At 64.8% G+C, this 16,405-nt stretch carries 14 protein-coding genes; 8 read left to right on the top strand and 6 right to left on the bottom strand.

The annotated features are described in order from the left end of the window. Nucleotides 1–46: 46 nt before the first annotated feature. The 3 genes from JAO73_RS09015 to JAO73_RS09005 all read right to left on the bottom strand — a co-directional run bounded on the left by JAO73_RS09015 (nt 47) and on the right by JAO73_RS09005 (nt 5,380). Nucleotides 47–2,227 carry a M43 family zinc metalloprotease gene (locus JAO73_RS09015; RefSeq protein WP_198976746.1) on the bottom strand — a complete coding sequence of 727 codons (2,181 nt, stop codon included), beginning with the start codon at nt 2,225–2,227 and terminating at the stop codon, nt 47–49. A gap of 137 nt (nt 2,228–2,364) precedes the next feature. Further along, nucleotides 2,365–4,581 carry a M43 family zinc metalloprotease gene (locus JAO73_RS09010; RefSeq protein WP_198976745.1) on the bottom strand — a complete coding sequence of 739 codons (2,217 nt, stop codon included), beginning with the start codon at nt 4,579–4,581 and terminating at the stop codon, nt 2,365–2,367. A 133-nt stretch (nt 4,582–4,714) separates the two neighbouring features. Beyond that, a complete protein-coding gene (locus tag JAO73_RS09005) occupies nt 4,715–5,380 on the bottom strand; it encodes a protein-L-isoaspartate(D-aspartate) O-methyltransferase (RefSeq protein WP_198977049.1) in 666 nt (221 codons plus the stop codon). Between the two features lie 143 nt (nt 5,381–5,523). On the opposite strand from JAO73_RS09005, the gene JAO73_RS09000 reads away from it, so the two are divergent. The 7 genes from JAO73_RS09000 (at nt 5,524) to JAO73_RS08970 (ending at nt 12,314) form a co-directional block, all read left to right on the top strand. Beyond that, entirely contained in the window at nt 5,524–6,945 is a 1,422-nt protein-coding gene (locus JAO73_RS09000; RefSeq protein WP_233169060.1) for a sugar transferase, read from the top strand. 151 nt (nt 6,946–7,096) lie between these two features. Next, the gene (gene mnmA / locus JAO73_RS08995; protein WP_190922500.1) at nt 7,097–8,257 is read left to right on the top strand and encodes a tRNA 2-thiouridine(34) synthase MnmA; all 1,161 of its coding nucleotides are present in this window, start codon (nt 7,097–7,099) and stop codon (nt 8,255–8,257) included. A 73-nt stretch (nt 8,258–8,330) separates the two neighbouring features. Continuing rightward, on the top strand, nt 8,331–9,104 hold the full coding sequence (locus tag JAO73_RS08990) for a hypothetical protein (RefSeq protein ID WP_198976744.1): 774 nt from the start codon (nt 8,331–8,333) through the stop codon (nt 9,102–9,104). A 70-nt stretch (nt 9,105–9,174) separates the two neighbouring features. After that, nucleotides 9,175–10,839, top strand: a complete 1,665-nt coding sequence (locus tag JAO73_RS08985; RefSeq protein WP_198976743.1) for a S8 family serine peptidase — start codon at nt 9,175–9,177, stop codon at nt 10,837–10,839. Nucleotides 10,840–10,983: 144 nt separating this feature from the next. Continuing rightward, nucleotides 10,984–11,298 carry a hypothetical protein gene (locus tag JAO73_RS08980; RefSeq protein WP_198976742.1) on the top strand — a complete coding sequence of 105 codons (315 nt, stop codon included), beginning with the start codon at nt 10,984–10,986 and terminating at the stop codon, nt 11,296–11,298. A 155-nt stretch (nt 11,299–11,453) separates the two neighbouring features. Further along, nucleotides 11,454–12,050, top strand: a complete 597-nt coding sequence (locus JAO73_RS08975) for a riboflavin synthase (protein WP_198976741.1) — start codon at nt 11,454–11,456, stop codon at nt 12,048–12,050. Nucleotides 12,051–12,113: 63 nt separating this feature from the next. Further along, the gene (locus JAO73_RS08970) at nt 12,114–12,314 is read left to right on the top strand and encodes a hypothetical protein (protein ID WP_198976740.1); all 201 of its coding nucleotides are present in this window, start codon (nt 12,114–12,116) and stop codon (nt 12,312–12,314) included. 28 nt (nt 12,315–12,342) lie between these two features. Here the strand turns inward: JAO73_RS08970 and JAO73_RS08965 are convergent, their stop codons facing one another. From JAO73_RS08965 to hemF, 3 genes are read right to left on the bottom strand one after another with little or no spacing between them, the layout of a single operon-like run. After that, nucleotides 12,343–12,954: a flavodoxin family protein gene (locus tag JAO73_RS08965; protein ID WP_198976739.1), complete on the bottom strand. Its 612-nt coding sequence runs from the start codon at nt 12,952–12,954 to the stop codon at nt 12,343–12,345. A gap of 12 nt (nt 12,955–12,966) precedes the next feature. Beyond that, a complete protein-coding gene (locus tag JAO73_RS08960; RefSeq protein WP_198976738.1) occupies nt 12,967–13,545 on the bottom strand; it encodes a phosphatase PAP2 family protein in 579 nt (192 codons plus the stop codon). After that, on the bottom strand, nt 13,538–14,464 hold the full coding sequence (hemF, locus tag JAO73_RS08955; protein ID WP_198976737.1) for an oxygen-dependent coproporphyrinogen oxidase: 927 nt from the start codon (nt 14,462–14,464) through the stop codon (nt 13,538–13,540). Before hemF ends, JAO73_RS08960 begins: the two co-directional genes overlap by 8 nt. A gap of 308 nt (nt 14,465–14,772) precedes the next feature. Here hemF and JAO73_RS08950 point away from each other — a divergent pair. Next, nucleotides 14,773–16,405 (top strand): alpha-ketoacid dehydrogenase subunit alpha/beta (locus JAO73_RS08950; RefSeq protein WP_410504991.1); only part of this gene is annotated, 1,633 nt, incomplete at its 3' end.

The raw sequence follows: 16,405 nt of genomic DNA, 5'->3' as shown, positions 1-16,405 counted from the left end.
GTACACGGCAGGGCTTTGCGGGCATTCACCGGGGAGTAGGCCGGCTCTATTCCACGGTCAGCTTCGAGGTGTAGAGCTCTCCATTGAGCGTAATGCGCACCACGTACACACCGGCGCGCAGGGGGTGGCCAGCCGGGGCAAGGGCGAGGGCGTGCTGGCCCGCACCGTAGGTTTTGGCGGGCAGCGTGAGCACGTCGCGGCCCAGCGCGTCGGTGAGGCGCACCTGCACGTCGGTGGCTGCTGCCAGGTTGAAGTGCACGGCGGTTTCGCTGGTGAGCGGGTTCGGGAATACGCCAATGCCGCGGCTGGCCAGCGCGTCGGCGCGGGTGCTCAGCGGCCCCGACACGCGCAGGTAGTCGAAAAAGAAGTTGTTGCCCGCACTCGTGCCGTTCACCATCTGAAAGCGGACTTTCACCCCGCCGCCCTGAAATTGGGCGGGCACGGGCACCGACAGCGTTTGCCAGTCGGTCGCGGCGGCGGGCACAAACCCGTCCACGGGCCCGCGGCCCTGGGTGTTGAGCGCGGCGGCGTCGAACACGGTGGGCACGGTCCAGGTAGCGCCGCAGTCGCTGCTGAACGATACCCGGAGCTGAACGTCGTCGGTGACGGTGCGCAGGGCGTAGGCCCGCGCAAAACTCAGCGTGGCGTTGCCGGGCACCCCGGCCAGGTTGATGTTGGGCGTGATGAGGGTGGTGGTGGTGCCGGCCGGGTACGTGCGGTTGGTGACCACCAAGTAGGCCGTGCCATCGGCGGGCGTGGCCAGGGTCTGGCGGCGCCACACAAACGACGTGGAGGTGGCACCGGTGCTCGTCGTGCCCGAAGTTTCGTAGTTGCGCAGGCTGGGCGACGGAAACAGCACGGGGAAGTTGGGGTCTTCAAACGACTCGGCAAACGGCGCGGTCTCGCCGCCCGTGGGGCCTTCCACCTTGATGAGGCTGGTGGCGGTGCTGCTGCCCACGGCGTTGCTCACGGTCTCGGTCACGGTGTAGATGCCGGCCGTGGGGTAGGTCACGGTCACGGTGGGGCCGCTGCCCCGGTTGGGCGTGCCGCCCGGCATGGCCCAGGTGTAAGTCACGGCGCCGCCGGCGGCCGTGAAGTTAGACGAGTAGTCGCGCAGCACCACCGGGGTGTTCACGCACACACTGGTGCCCGAGCCGGGCGCCGGGCCAAACGCGGCAATGGGCGCGCAGCTGGGAGCCACAAAGCCGTCGTTGGTGCCCGTAGCTGCTAGGTTAGCCGCCGAAACCAGCACGGAGCGGTTGGCGGCCAGCACCGCCCGCATCAGGGCGCGCTGGCCTTGCGTAAACATGACGGCGCAGGAGGCGTAGTCCATGTAGTTCTGCACGTTGGCTATCGGGCCGCAGGGCGCGTAGTTGAGATTGCAGTTGAAGGTGCCGTCGGTGGGAGGCGTGTCGGCCACGTTGTCGGTGCCGGTGCAGTTGCCGGTGCCGGGGTCGTTGGTGCTGCCCCAGGGGTGGGCCAGGCCAAAATAGTGGCCGATTTCGTGGGTGGCGCCGCGCAGCAGGGCCCGCGAGGGGTTGCTGGTGCCCTGGTTGCCGAAGTAGTCGTTTCGGACCACGAAGCCGTCGCGGGGGTTGGTGGGCTGGTTGGGCGGCGACACGTAGCCGACCGTGAAGCCGCCGGCCGTGGTCACGCCGATGCTGCTCACCACCCAGATGTTGAGGTACTTGCTTTGGTCCCAGACCCCCACGGCCTGCACGGTGCCGTTTTGCGGGTCGTTGGTCAAGTTAGGCAGGTAGTGCCGGGTGATGCCGGTGGTGCAGTTGCCGTTGGGGTCTTTTTTGGCCAGCCGAAACTGAAAGCCCACCGAAGCCGCAATGGGCCGAAAGAGCGGAATGATGGACGCCGTGTCGGGGTTCAGCTTCTGGTAGTCCAGGTTGAGCTGGTCGATGGCGCTTTGCACCTGTGCGTCGCTGATGTTGTCGGTGCCGCCGGCGTGAATCACGTGCACCACCACCGGAATGGTCACGTCGGGGGTGGCGGTGGGGCCGGCGGCCGTGCGCAGCTGCGCCTGGCTCGCGGCTTCGAGGCGGCGGTAGAAGGCCTGCTGGGCCTCGCGGGCGCCGGGGTGCTCCGCAAAATACCGTTCCTGTTCGGCCGTGGTGCCGCACCAGTTTGTGGGGCGGGGTTCCTGCACGCTTTGCGCGCGAACCCCGGTGGTGAGCAAGGCCAAAGCCATGCCCAGCACCCGGGAGTAACGTTGCATTGACATAGAAAAAGGGAAAGGGGTGGAAAAGTCAGGTTGCCGTAAGCCATGTCAAATGGCAGCCTTGACCTTTCCACCCCTTTCCTCTTTGCCCCAATGCGGGCTCAGAATTCGGGGCTCAATAACAGTGCGCTAGGTCAGGGAATCACCACTTTCGATGTCCAACGTGCTGCGGCAGTGCGCAGTTCAACTACATACACACCAGGAGCCGGCCGGGTTGCGCCCGCGGCCAGCAGCGGCAAGGATTGGGCACCCGGGCGGCCGGTGGCCAGCACCACGGGCTGCACCAGGCGGCCCACCAAGTCGGTGAGGCGCAGCTCCACGGGCCCGCTCGCCGTCAGGTTGAATTCTACGGCGGTTTCGGCCGTGAGGGGGTTGGGGAATACCCGCAGCGCGCCCGCGGCGGCGGCGTTGCGGCTGGCCAGGGCGCTGGCCAGGCCAATGCGCACGTTGTCGAGGTACAAGTTATTGCCGCCGTTGCTCACCATCTGAAAGCGCAGCTGGAAACGGCTGGTGAGGTAGGTGGCCGGGATGGGCACGCTCAGGCGCTGCCAGTCGGAGGCGGCGGTGGGGGTGAAGCCGAACACGCGCAGCGTGTCGCGGGTGTTGAGGTCCGTGCCGAAGAAGTTGCGCTGGGTCTGCCAGGTCTGGCCGCAGTCGGTGCTGAACTGTACGCTGAGGTACTCGTTCACGACGGTGGGGCGCAGGGCGTAGGCCCGGTCAAACGTGAGGACAGGCGGGTTGGCCGCCGTGAAACCGCTCAGGTTGACGTTGGGCGAAACCAAACGCGTTTGGGTGCCGGCCGGAATCAGCGAGCTGCGCACGGCCACGCAGGCCGTGCCGTCGCTCACTTGCAGGGCGCCGGGCGAGGCGCTCAGGCGCAACCAACGGGCCGCGCCCGACGTCGAGGACGCCGAAGTTGACCAGTTGCGCAAGTCGATGCCCGCGAAGTTGGCGGGGAAGTTGGCGTTTTCGAACGACTCGGCCACCGGCGCAATCAGGCCGGCGTTGCCGCCTATCACCTGCATCAGGCCGGTGCGGGTGGTGCTGCCGCTCACGCCGTTGGCCGTGATGGTCAGGGTCACGTCGTAGAGGCCGCCCGTGGGGTAGGTCACGGCCGGGTTGCGCTGGTTGCTCGTGCTGGGCTGTCCGCCCGGAAATTGCCAGGCGTAGGTGGTGCCCGGCGCGGTCAGGTCGGCGTTGTAGGAAAAGTCCTGAAACGACACCGTGCTGCCTTCGCAAATGACCGTGGCGGCGGGCAAAAAGGCCACCGTAGGCGCGCAGTTGCCCCCTACGAAGCCGTCGTTGGTGCCCGTGGCCAGCAGGTTGGCCGGCGTGGTGAGGCGCTGGCGGCAGCTCAGCTGCAGCGAAGCCCGCATCACGGCCCGCTGCCCCTGCGTGAACATGCGGGTGCACGACGAGTAGTCCATGTAGTTCTGCACGTTGGCCAGAATGGGCTGACCGGTGGCCGGGTCGGTGCAGGGCGCGAAGCTCAGGTTGCAGCCGCCCGAAATGCCCGTGGTGTTGGGCGTGTCGGCAATGCCGTCGTCGATGCCGCAGTTGGAGGCCAGGCCCGGCGTGTTGCTGCCGCCCCAGGTGTGCGGCAGGCCGAAGTAGTGCCCGATTTCGTGGGTGAGCGAGCGGACGGCCAAATTGCTGCCGCCCGAGGTGCCGATGCTGCCAAACTGCGCGTTGCGAATCACGATGCCGTCCACGGAGCCGCCCGAGCAGGGCAGGTAGGCGTAGCCGCCGGCCCCGTTGGCGCTCACGCACACCCACACGTTGAGGTAGCGGGCCTGGTCCCACACGATGAGGCTTTTCACCCGGTCGTCGCCGATGTTGGTGTCGGTCGAATACGTCCGGGTAATGCCCGTGGTGCAGTTGCCGTTGGGGTCTTTTTTGGCCAGCCGCATCTGGAAGCCCACATTGGCGTAGCGCGGCCGGAAAAACGGAATGACGTCGGCCGTGTCGCGGTTGGTTTTGCTGAAGTCTTCGTTGATGACGCGCACGGCGTCGTACACCTGCGCATCGGTGATGTTGCTGCTGCCCCCCGTGTGAATGATGTGTATCACCATCGGCACCGTCACGTCGGGCGTGGCCAGCAGGCGCGCTTGGGCCGCGGCGGGCATGTTGGCCACCCGCCGCAAAAAGCTCTGGTACTCGGTTGCCGCGCCGGGCTGCCGGGCAAAGGCCGCCTGCTGGGCGCTGTCGAAGGCGCAGCGGAACCCGGTTTGGTGCTCGGGGTAGCGGCGGACGAGGCCAGCGGGGGTTTGGGCGGCCGCGGGGTGGGCCAGGGCCATGGCTGCGCCCATGCCCAGCAGCCAGCGCCGGGCAATGCGTAACAGTTTCAGCATGCGTTCTGAAAAGAGGGTGGAAGAGGAGCAAAAGCGGCGCCACGGCTACGAAACCGGGTGGAGCACAGGCCCGCGACGGCCGCCATTGCCGAGCAAGTTACGCCCGGCCGGCCGCTTCGCTCACCCGGTGCCCTTAGGAGGTGCGCCAGCCGCTGGCCCCGAGCAGCGGCACAAACCGAAACTCCTCAAACTCTTCGCGTACGAAGCTTTCGGGGCCTTCGCGCGTCACGCGCACCATGCGCTGCGTCTGATTGTCGCCCACGGGTATCACCAGCCGGCCGCCAATCTGCAGCTGGCGGAGCAGCGCCGGGGGTAGCCCAGGGGCCCCGGCCGTCACCAGAATGCCGTCGAACGGCGCGCGGGCGGGCAGGCCCACCGAGCCGTCGCCGCAATACAGCTGGGCCCCGCCGGCGCCCAGCGCCGCCAGCCGCCCCCGGGTGCGGGCATACAGTGTTGAGTTGAACTCGATGCTGTCGACGTGGGGCGTGAGCTGGAGCAGCACCGCGCACTGGTAGCCCGAGCCCGTGCCCACTTCCAGCACGCGGTGGCCGGGCTGCACGCCCAGCAGCTGCGTCTGAAACGCCACCGTGTAGGGCTGCGAGATGGTCTGACCCTCGCCAATGGGAAAGGCCTTGTCCTGGTAGGCGTGGGCTTCGAAAGCGGGCTCGAAGAAGAGGTGGCGCGGCACGGTGGAAATGGCCGCCAGCACCCGCTCGTCGTGGATGCCGCGCTGGCGCAGCTCACGGGCGAGCGCACGCCGCTGGCCCTGGTGGCGGTAAGTGTCCGGAAGCGGTGTAATGGCGAGAGCGGGTTGGGTGGTGGTCGAAAAAAAAGCCGGGCGGCCGTCAGGGGGGCGCGGCAGCCGCAAATGGGCAACGGCCCTACCTTTGCGCGGCGCGGTTTTTGTCCTCAGGCCGCTAAAATACTACCTCGTCCGCCGTTTTGCAGCTCGTCCGCCGTTTTCAATACATCAAACTGGTCGCCGCCGATTTCGGCGCGGCCCTGTTGGCATGGATGTGCTTCTACCTCGTTCGCAAATACTTGCTGAACGAGCTGACGGGCTACCGCTTCACCGAAGGGGCCCTGTTCGACCTTACCGGCTCGGCCATTTTCATCGCCGTATTCTGGACCTTTCTCTACACCCTGGTCGGGGAATACCGCGACATCTACCGCAAGTCGCGCCTGGGCGAAATCATCCGGCTGGCGCGGGTGTCCTTGCTCGGCGCAGTGGTCATTTTTTTTACCCTGCTGCTCGACGACCAGGGTGTGGTGAATTACCGGGCCTACTACAAGACGTTCTCGGCGTACTATCTGCTGCATTTCTTCATCACGGCCATTTTGCGCACCATTGCCGTGAGCAGCGTGCAGCGCCAGATTCGCAAGGGGCGCATTTCCTTCCCCACCTTGCTGGTGGGCTCTAATGCCTTGGCCTTGAATACGTTTCATGAGCTGGCGCGGACCAGCCGTCACCTGGGCCTGCGGCTGGTGGGCTTTGCGCCCGTCGGCGACACCATCGACCCGGGCCTGGCCGCTGAGCTGCCCGCGCGCGGCTCTTATCAGCGCTTGCCAGCCCTGGTGCGGGCCCTCAAGATTGAGCAAATCGTCATCGCCATCGAGCCCAGCGAGCACCGCCTCATTCAGGACATTCTGACCTTGCTCGACGGCACTCCGGCCCGCGTCAGCATCCTGCCCGACCTGTACCAGATGCTGCTGGGCTCGGTGAAGGTGAACCACTTGTTTGGCACGCCGCTCATCGAAATCAAGCAGGATTTGCTGCCCCTGTGGCAGGTCATCCTCAAGCGCCTCATCGACATTGTGGGCTCGGCCTTGTTTCTGCTGCTGGCCAGCTGGGTGTATGCCTTTACGGCGCTGATGGTGAAGCTGTCGTCGCCCGGGCCGGTGTTTTACCGGCAGGAGCGGATTGGGCGCAACGGGCACCCGTTCCGCATCATCAAGTTCCGGTCGATGTACGTCGACGCCGAAAAGGCCGGCCCCGCGCTCAGCTCCGACCACGACCCGCGCATCACCAAGTGGGGCCGCTTCATGCGCAAGGTGCGCCTCGACGAGCTGCCCCAGTTCTGGAACGTGCTGAAGGGCGACATGAGCATCGTGGGCCCCCGGCCCGAGCGCCAGTTTTTCATCGACCAAATTGTGAAAATTGCGCCGCACTACCGCCACCTGCACCGCGTGCGCCCCGGCCTCACCTCGCTGGGCCAGGTGAAATACGGCTACGCCGAAACCGTGGCCCAGATGGTGGAACGCCTGAAATTCGACATTCTCTACATTGAGAACATGAGCCTGGCCATGGACTTCCGCGTGCTGCTCTACACCCTGAAAATTATCATCGAAGGCCGGGGCAAATAGTCTTTTTGGCTACCAGACTGCGCCGAACCTGCTGCATCAGGGAGGCAGAAAATGTGGCGTGATGCCCGTTGGCATTCCACGTGATGCGAAGCCGTACCTTTGCACGTGCCGGCCGGAACCTTTCAAGCTCCGGGTGAATTGCACCACCAATATGAATACCGAAGTAAAAGGAAGAGTACTTGTCGCCATGAGCGGCGGAATTGACTCCAGCGTGGCCGCCGTGCTGCTGCACGAGCAAGGCTACGAAGTGGTTGGGATGACCATGAAAACCTGGGATTACGCCAGCGCCGGCGGCTCGAAGAAAGAAACCGGCTGCTGCTCCCTCGACAGCATCAACGACGCCCGCGACATTGCCGTGACGCTCGGCTTCCCGCACTACATCATCGACATTCGCGACGAATTCGGTGATTTTGTAATTGATAATTTTACCGACGAGTACCTGGCCGGCCGCACGCCCAACCCCTGCGTGCTCTGCAACACCCACATCAAGTGGGACGCCCTGCTGCGCCGTGCCGACCAACTCGGCTGCCAATACATTGCCACGGGCCACTACGCCAACATCCGCAAAGACGCTGAAACCGGCCGCTTCGTGGTGAGCAAGGGCCTGGACGAAAACAAAGACCAGAGCTATGCCCTGTGGGGCGTGAGCCAGGAAAGCCTGAGCCGCACGCTGTTCCCATTGGGCGGCATGCGCAAAACCGAGATTTACGACGAGGCCCGCCGGCGCGGCTTCACCGAGCTGGTGAACAAGCCCGAGAGCTACGAAATCTGCTTCATTCCCGACAACGACTACCGCGGCTTCCTGCGCCGCCGCGTGCCGGGCCTGGAAGCCCGCGTGGCCGGCGGCAACTTCGTGACCAAAAACGGCCGCGTGATTGGCAAGCACGAGGGCTACCCGTTCTACACCATCGGGCAGCGCAAGGGGCTGGGCGTGGCCCTGGGCTACCCGGCGTTTGTGCTCGAAATCCGGCCCGATACCAACGAGGTGGTGCTGGGCAACTACGACGAACTGGCCAGCACGGCCACCGTGGTGGGCAAGCTCAACATGGGCAAAGAAGCCAGCCTGGCGGGCCGCGGCTTGGTGCCGGCCGTGGTGAAAGTGCGCTACAACCACGACGGCGCCCCGGCATTCTTGGAAGAAGTCGACGGCAAAATCCGGGTGTATTTCGAGGAACCCGTGCACGCCATCACGCCCGGCCAGGCCGCCGTGTTCTACGACGGGCAGGATGTGCTGGGTGGCGGCTGGATAGAACGGCACGTAATTGGCGAAATCCCCTTACCTTTTGCGACTCCGGCGGAAGCCGGCAGCTAACGCCTCATTTCCCCTGTCTATCGGTTTGCGTATGCATCACAAGCTTTCCTTCCTTTCTGGCGCCCGCTTTCTTGTGCTTTCCGGCGTTGGGCTGGCGCTGGCCGCCGGCCTGCCCGCGTGCAAAAACGAGGTGGACGTGACGCCGCAAACCGACAAGGCTTACTACCCCGTGGCCGTGGGCAACTCCTGGACCTACGCCGTGGCCGACACTACCTGGAGCGAAGCCAGGCTGGTGAACCGGGTGGTGGTGCCGAGCGTGCCCACAGTGAATGCCTTCAAGCTGCGGGAAACCATTACGGAAACCTTCACCGACGCCGCGGGCAACTTGGCCTACCGCTTGGTGCGGGCCAAGATGGTGCCGCCCTCCACGGCCTGGGTCGACGACAGCGTGTTTGTGCTCACGGCCAACGACCAGTTTGTGGCCCTCAGCCGCAACAATGTGCGCACCGTGGAGCTGGTGTTTCCGGTGAAGGACGAGGGCACGTGGAACCTCAACGCGTTTAACAACAGCGCCCAGGACACCGTCACCAACCAAACCCGGCAATATACCCGGGTGGGGCAGGCCTACACCACCGGGGGCGGTGCCACGGGCTTGCCCGGGAAGGCCTACAGCACCACGCTCACCACCAACAACACCGGCACTGCCGCCGAAAACAGCCTCATCAAGCGTAGCGGTTACCAGCAGGTGTTTGCCAAAGGCATTGGGCCGGTGTTTCGGCGCCGTTTCAACAAGAGTTTTTTCAATTACCCCGACCCCAACAATACGAGCGTTCAGATTTACGTGGACGGCTCTTATTTTGGCGCCCGCACTCGCCACGAAACTTTGATTGACTACGTGGTAAAGTAGGTTGTTTTCTTTTTCGCATTCATCGCCTCAGCTCATTTCTATGGCGCTTTCGACACGTAAATGGTTAGGGTTGGCACTGCTGACCGGGGCGCTTGAGTTGCTGGCGGCGGCTCCTTCTGCGGCGCAGGGCACGGTGCGGCGCCACTTGGTGTACTTCCGCGACAAGGCCGGTACGCCTTACTCCGTCACGCAGCCCCAGGCCTTTTTGTCGGCCCGCGCCATTGCCCGCCGCACCAAGCAAGGCATCGCCGTGCTGCCCCGCGACCTGCCCGTGAACCCGGCCTACGTGACGCAGGTGAAAAACCTGACCGGCAGCCCGCAGGTGGTGTACACCTCGCGCTGGTTCAATGCCGCCGTGGTGGCCTGCGACTCCGTCACCCTGGCTCGTATCACGGCGCTGCCCATTGTGCGCAGCGCGGCCACGCTCAACCGCAGCCAGCAGAAATTCTCGCCCGCGCCGGCTCCCGTGCAGGTTCCGCCGGTGGCCGCCCGCGGCACGCTGGCCACCCGCGCCCAATACGGCCCGGCCTACCAGCAAGACCGGCAGATTGGCGCCACGGCCATGCACGACGCGGGCTTCCGCGGCGACGGCATGCACATTGCCGTGTTCGACGCCGGCTTCCCGGGCGTGAACCAGATTCCGGCCATGCAGCCGCTGTTTCAGGAAAACCGCTTGGTGGCCACGCGCAACTTCGTGGACGGCGGCAAAAACGTGTACCTGCGCAACAGCCACGGCACCAACTGCGTGTCGGCCATTGCGGCCAACCAGGCCGGTTTTTACATCGGCACCGCGCCCAAAGCCACGTTTCACCTCTGCATTACCGAAGACGTTAACTCAGAGCATCCCATCGAGGAAGCCAACTGGCTGGCCGCTGCCGAATACGCCGACTCGGCCGGCGTCGACGTCATCAGCTCCTCGCTGGGCTACACCACGTTCGACGCCCCGTCGCGCTCATATACCTACGCCGACATGAACGGCCGCACGGCCATCAGTTCGCGCGCGGCCACCGTGGCGGCCCGCGTGGGCATGGTGGTGGTGAGCGCCGCCGGCAACGAAGGCAACAATTTCTGGCGCTACATCTCGGCCCCGGCCGATGCCGACTCCATCATCTCGGTGGCTGCCGTCGATTCGATGGGCAACAAGGCCGGGTTCAGCTCTTTTGGGCCCTCGGCCGATGGGCGCATCAAGCCCACGCTGGCGGCCATGGGCCAGGCGGCGGCCGTGCTCTCGCCCAGCGGCGCGGCGTTTCGCGGCAACGGCACGTCGTACGCCTGCCCGGTGCTGGCGGGCATGGTGGCCGGCTTTTGGCAGGCCAACCCCACGCTCACCGCGCAGCAGGTGATTGCGGCCCTGCGCAGCACCGCGTCGCAAGCCAACAACCCCGACAACAGCCTCGGCTACGGCATCCCCAACTTTGTGACGGCCTACAACGCCCTGCACCCCACGGCGCCGCTGGCCGCCACCGCCAGCAGCTCCACCGCCGAGGCCCTGGGCCTGTACCCAAACCCGGCCGGCGAAGGGGCGCTTACGCTGGTGCTGCCCCAGGACCTGCGCGGCCAGCCCCTGACGCTGCGCGTGCTCGACGCCCGCGGCGCGGTGGTGGCCCAGCAGCAGCTCAATGCCAGCACCAGCAGCGAGGTGCCCGTGCGAATGGGACGCCTTGCCAAGGGCGCCTACACCTGCGAAGTAAGCGCTGGCGTCAACCGCCGCACCGTAAAATTTGTGCAGCAATAAGCTCATATTTAGGAAGTAAAAAAAGGCCCGCGCATGGGCCTTTTTTTATGTGGTTTTGACAGGATATTTGCTTGTTTTTGAGGCTGATATTTTGTAATTTTAAAGCATCAATTAACCCCGTTTTATTGCAGTAGAATGTTGCAGATGATGATTACCAAGCGCATCGGGCGCCGTCAGTTCCACTTCACCGTGCAGGGCAGCAACCTGCACGAAACCGTGGCGGAATACGACCGGCTCAGCTTCCCCGATGTGGCGGCCTGTGGCCTGTGCGGCTCCGATAATCTGGACCTGACCAGCCGGGTGGCGCAAGGCAAATACAAGTACACCTCGGTGAAGTGCCTCTCGTGCCGTGCCGACCTCACCTTTGGCAAAAACAAGGACGACGACCAGAGCTATTTCCTGCGCCGTAAAGAAACCGGCGAACTCGATTGGAAGGCGCTGGACAAAGTCGAGAAATAAAATCCTTTTGCCCGTCCGGTGGTTTTATTCACAGAACGGCATTCCGGTCACCGGGTGCCGTTCTTTGCATTTTACCGACCCCGTCCCCGCGCCCGTCAGCTTTCTGGTACTGGCGCAATGCCTGGGTCGGCCCCATCACCGTCATTTTGCCATTCATGTTTACCGGAATTATCGAAGCCCTGGGCACCGTCGTTGCCGTCGAAAACCAAGGGAGCAACCGCCATTTTACCGTCAGCTCGCCCTTTGCGGCGGAGCTGAAAATCGACCAGAGCGTGGCGCACGATGGCGTGTGCCTCACCGTGGTGGCCGTGGATGCGGCCGCCGGCACGCACGTCGTCACGGCCATTGATGAGACGTTGCGCGTCACCAACCTGGGCCAGTGGGCGCCCGGGCGCCACATTAACCTGGAGCGCTGCCTGGCCGCCACGGGCCGGTTCGACGGCCACATTGTGCAGGGCCACGTCGATGCCACGGCCACCTGCCTCAGCGTGGAAGACCAGCAGGGTTCTTGGCTGTTCCGGTTCGGACACGAGCCGGGCCCCGGCCGCCTCACCGTCAACAAGGGTTCTATCTGCGTGAACGGCACCAGCCTGACCTGCTTCGACAGCACCGACGACGGCTTCACGGTGGCCATCATCCCGTACACCTACGAGCACACCGGCTTCCAGCAGCTGCGGCCCGGCGATACCGTCAACCTCGAATTTGACATTGTGGGCAAGTACGTGGCCAAGCTCTTGGGCCAAACCGCCTGACAACTTGCGGGAAAGCAAGCGCGTAAGTAGGATTCCACCTTTCCACGTAACCTCCTTTCCATCATGTCGAAGCGCGAATTAATTGAGCCCAACGAGGGCGACAAACGCTACATCCGTCGGGACGAGAGCGGCCAGATTGGGCACTCGGTCGAGCTGCACAAGTCGCTGTCCCAAGACGACAAGCACAACTCGAAAAAGACCAGCAAGCCCGGCCAGGGCGACCGCGGCGACGGCCACACCGGCAACCGCAAGCCCGCGCAATAAAAACTGCCCAGAAAAGCCCGCCGAGCAATCAGCGGGCTTTTTGCATGGTAGCCAGCGTCGGCTTCGGGCGGGAATCGGGGGCCGGGGCTGATTCAGAAAAAAAATGCTGGGCCTGATGCAGGGCGCGGGCATCGTCCTGAATGTCGTTGGGCCGCGAACCGGTGCCGTAGAGCATGCCGCCCCAGCGCATGTTCATGTACCGGGCCGTGAGCACGAGGCTGTCTTCGAGGGGTTGGGTTTCGGCACGGTCGCCGCTGCTCACCACGATGGACCACAGGGTTTTGCCCCGCATGGCTTCCCGAAAATCCAGGTTGGGCGTGCGCAGCCAAGCGCTCCAGTAGTCGAGGTAGTGCTTGGCGTGCACGGGCAGGCTGTACCAGTACAGCGGCGCCACCAACACTAGGTCGGTGGCGTCGAGGGTGGCTTCGAGGAGGAGTTGGGCGTTGCCGGTGGGCGTGGGATAAGGCGTGTGGTGGCGCAGGTCCACGAAGTAGGGCAGTGGGTGGTCCTGCAGATGAATCCAGCGTTGCTGGGCACTGGGCGGCAGCGAATTGGCCGCACAGTAAGCCAGCTGCTCGGTGTTGCCCATGCGGCGGGTGCTCGAAAGCAGAAAGAGAAAGCGGCGCGCCGGACTGCTCATATTCAACGATTCTTACGCGTTTTCAGGCCAACGCTTGGATTGCCAATGCCGAAACACCAACGCGGCGGTCCAGCCCAGCACTCCCCCAATGGCGGCCCCGCCCAGCACATCAGTAGGGTAATGAGCGCCAAGATACATACGGCTATACGATAGTACAGCCGCCCATAGGAATATGACAATTTTTAAACTGCGAAATCTTTTCGCGGGAAGCGTAACGGCCATGAACATGGCCAGCGCCATGGAGTTGGCCGCGTGCGACGACAGGAAGCCGAACTGCCCGCCGCAGCCATCGGGCAGGTGCAGCTGCGTAAAAATGGCCGCGTCGTGGCAGGGGCGGGGCCGCCCGAAAAAAGGCTTGAATAGCCGGCTGGTGATGCTGTCGGCCAGGGCCACGGCGGCCACCACCAGCGGCAGCAACACGGCCGCCCGCCAGCGAAAATGGTAAACGAGCCAGCCAATGAGCACGGCGTACACCGGAAACCACACCGTGCGGTCGGAGGCCAGCACCATCACGCGGTCCAGCCACGGCGCATGGGCGTGGTTGATGGCCAGCAGCCACGCCCGGTCAAGGGCTTTGATGGCCTCAAGCATTGGCCAGCCAGTCTACGCCCTTGCGAAGCCAGGCCAGGGTGGTGGCCTCGGGCGAGCCGGGAGCCGGCGGGGCGGGGTTGTAGGCCCAGCCGGTGCGCGGGGGCAGGCTCATGAGGATGCTTTCGGTGCGGCCGCCGGTTTCGAGGCCGAAGCGGGTGCCGCGGTCGAAGGCCAGGTTGAACTCGGCGTAGCGGGCGCGGCGCAGGGTTTGCCAGGCTTCTTCGCGCTCGCCGTAGGGCAATGGGTGGTTTTCGGCCATGAGCTCGGCGTAGAAAGGGCCGAACAGCTCGGCCACGTCCCGCATGAAGGCAAACAGCTCCTCGGCGGTCCCGTCGGGGCCCACGGTGAGGCGGTCGTAGAAAATGCCGCCCACGCCGCGCGTTTCCTGGCGGTGGGGCAAGTAAAAATAGTCGTCGGCCCAACGGGTAAACTTGGGGTAGTACGCCGGATTGTGCCGGTCGCACACGGCCCGGAGCCGCTCGTGGAAGCGACGGGCCTGGCCCTCGTCCACGTAAATGGGCGTCAGGTCGATGCCGCCGCCAAACCAGGCTTCGCCGTTGCCAGCCTCGAAGTAGCGCACGTTCATGTGAATGATGGGCACCCGGGGGCTGCGCGGGTGCAGCACCACGCTCACGCCAGTGGCGTAAAAATGCGGGTCGGGCATGTGCAGCTGCCGGGCGGCGGCGGCGCTCATTTCGCCCCACACCGCCGAAAAACCTACTCCACCTTTTTCCAGCACGCGGCCGTGTTCCAATACTTTGGAGCGGCCCCCGCCGCCGCCTTCGCGCTGCCAGGCATCGGTCAGGAAGTGAGCGGAGCCGGCGTCGGCCGTTTCGAGCTGCTGGCACAGGCGAAGCTGGAAATCAGCCAGCCAAGCTTCAATTTCGGGACGAACGGTGGGAGAGGCGGTTGGATTCACTGAGAAATCGGGCAAGTTCGGACAGGCCGGGTGAGCAAAGGTCTGCCAAAACAGACCCCGCAGGCCGAAAAAAAGGGGTTCGGGGCCCGGCGCAAAGATACGGACGGAGGCCGGGCGTACTTTTGTGGCCTCACCCGCCACTTGCCCTGATGTCAGAATTCGCAGCTCCCACCGCTTCCGATACCACCGACCTGTCCAACACCCGCGTGGCCAATGCGGCTGCGGCAGCGGCGGCCGCCTTTTCGGCCAGCAGCCAAGCCCCGGCCCCGACCGTGGACCGCTACCTGCTGCGCCGGGCCTACCGCCTGATGCACACCGCGGCCGCCATGGCCGACCTCTACGAAGAGCAAAAAGCCATTGCCGCCCGCTACGTGCACGCCACCGCCCGGGGCCACGAGGCCGTACAGCTGGCCGCTGCCTTCCTGCTCACCGAAACCGACTTTGCCGCCCCCTACTACCGCGACGACGCCCTGCTGCTGGGCCTGGGCCTGCGCCCGTATGAGCTCATGCTGCAGCTCATGGCCAAAGCCGGCGACCCGTTCAGCGGCGGCCGCACTTACTATTCGCACCCTTCGCTGCGGCGGGCCGGGGTACCCGTCATTCCGCACCAGAGCTCGGCCACGGGCATGCAGGCCATTCCGGCCACGGGCGTGGCCCATGCCATCAAGTACTTCGAGTCGTTGACGGCGGAGGCGCTGGCGGGGGCCACCGACGAGGTGAAGCAGAACCGCGAAAACTTGGTGGCCAACTGCTCGCTGAGCTTGTGCTCGATTGGCGACGGCGCCATGACCGAAGGCGAAGTGTCGGAGGCGCTGCAAATGGCCATTCTGCATCAATTACCCATTATTTATCTGGTGCAGGATAATGATTGGGGCATTTCGGCCACCGGCCGTGAGATGCGCGCCATGAATGCCTACGAGTTTGCGGCCGGCTTCCCCGGCCTGCGCCGAATGCAGGTAGACGGCGCCGATTTCGGCTCTTCCTACGCCGGCCTCACCGAGGCGTTTGCCCACGTGCGGGCCCGGCGCGGGCCGGTGCTGGTGCACGCCAAATGCCCCCTGCTGGGCCACCACACCAGCGGCGTGCGCCGCGAGTGGTACCGCCACGACCTTGCGCATCATCAAACGCAGGACCCGCTGCCGCGCCTGCACCAGCAGCTGCTGGCTATGGGCTTTGCCGAAACTGAACTGGAAGAGCTGCGGGCCGAAGCCCGCGCCACGGTGCAGGCCGACTGGGCCGAAGCCCTCGCGGCCCCCAACCCCGACCCGGTCACCTTTGCCGACCACGAGTTTGCCCCGCCCGCGGTGACGGCCGAGGCCGGTGAGCGCAGCCCGGCAGGCGCCGAGAAAGCCCTGATGGTGGACGCGGCCCTGCACGCCGTCGACGACATTTTGCGGGAATTTCCGGAAGCCTTGTTCTACGGGCAGGACGTGGGCGGCGAGCTGGGCGGCGTGTTCCGCGAAGCCGCGTTGCTGGCGAAAAAGTACGGCGATGGCCGCGTATTCAACACGCCCATTCAGGAAGCTTACATCGTGGGCAGCACGGCCGGCATGGCGGCCGTGGGGGCCCGGCCCATTGTGGAAATTCAGTTTGCCGACTACATCTGGCCGTCGCTAAACCAGCTGGTGGAAGAGCTGTCGAAATCTTGCTACCTCTCCATGGGCAAGTTTCCGATTCCGGCGCTCATTCGCGTGCCCATTGGGGCCTACGGCGGGGGCGGGCCCTACCATTCAGGCTCCATCGAGAGCACGCTGCTCACCATTCGGGGCATCAAAGTGGTGTACCCCAGCAACGCCGCCGACATGAAGGGCCTGATGCGCGCCAGCTACCTCGACCCCAACCCCGTGGTGATGCTGGAGCACAAAGGCTTGTACTGGAGCAAAGTGCCCGGCACCGAGGACGCCAAAACCGCAGAGCCCGCCGCCGGCTACGTCATTCCGT

The sequence above is a fragment of the Hymenobacter miniatus genome (assembly GCF_016427455.1).
Lineage (GTDB): Bacteria > Bacteroidota > Bacteroidia > Cytophagales > Hymenobacteraceae > Hymenobacter > Hymenobacter armeniacus.
Note: the sequence above shows the minus strand (reverse complement) of the source record. Positions and strands in the feature narration are given on the sequence as shown.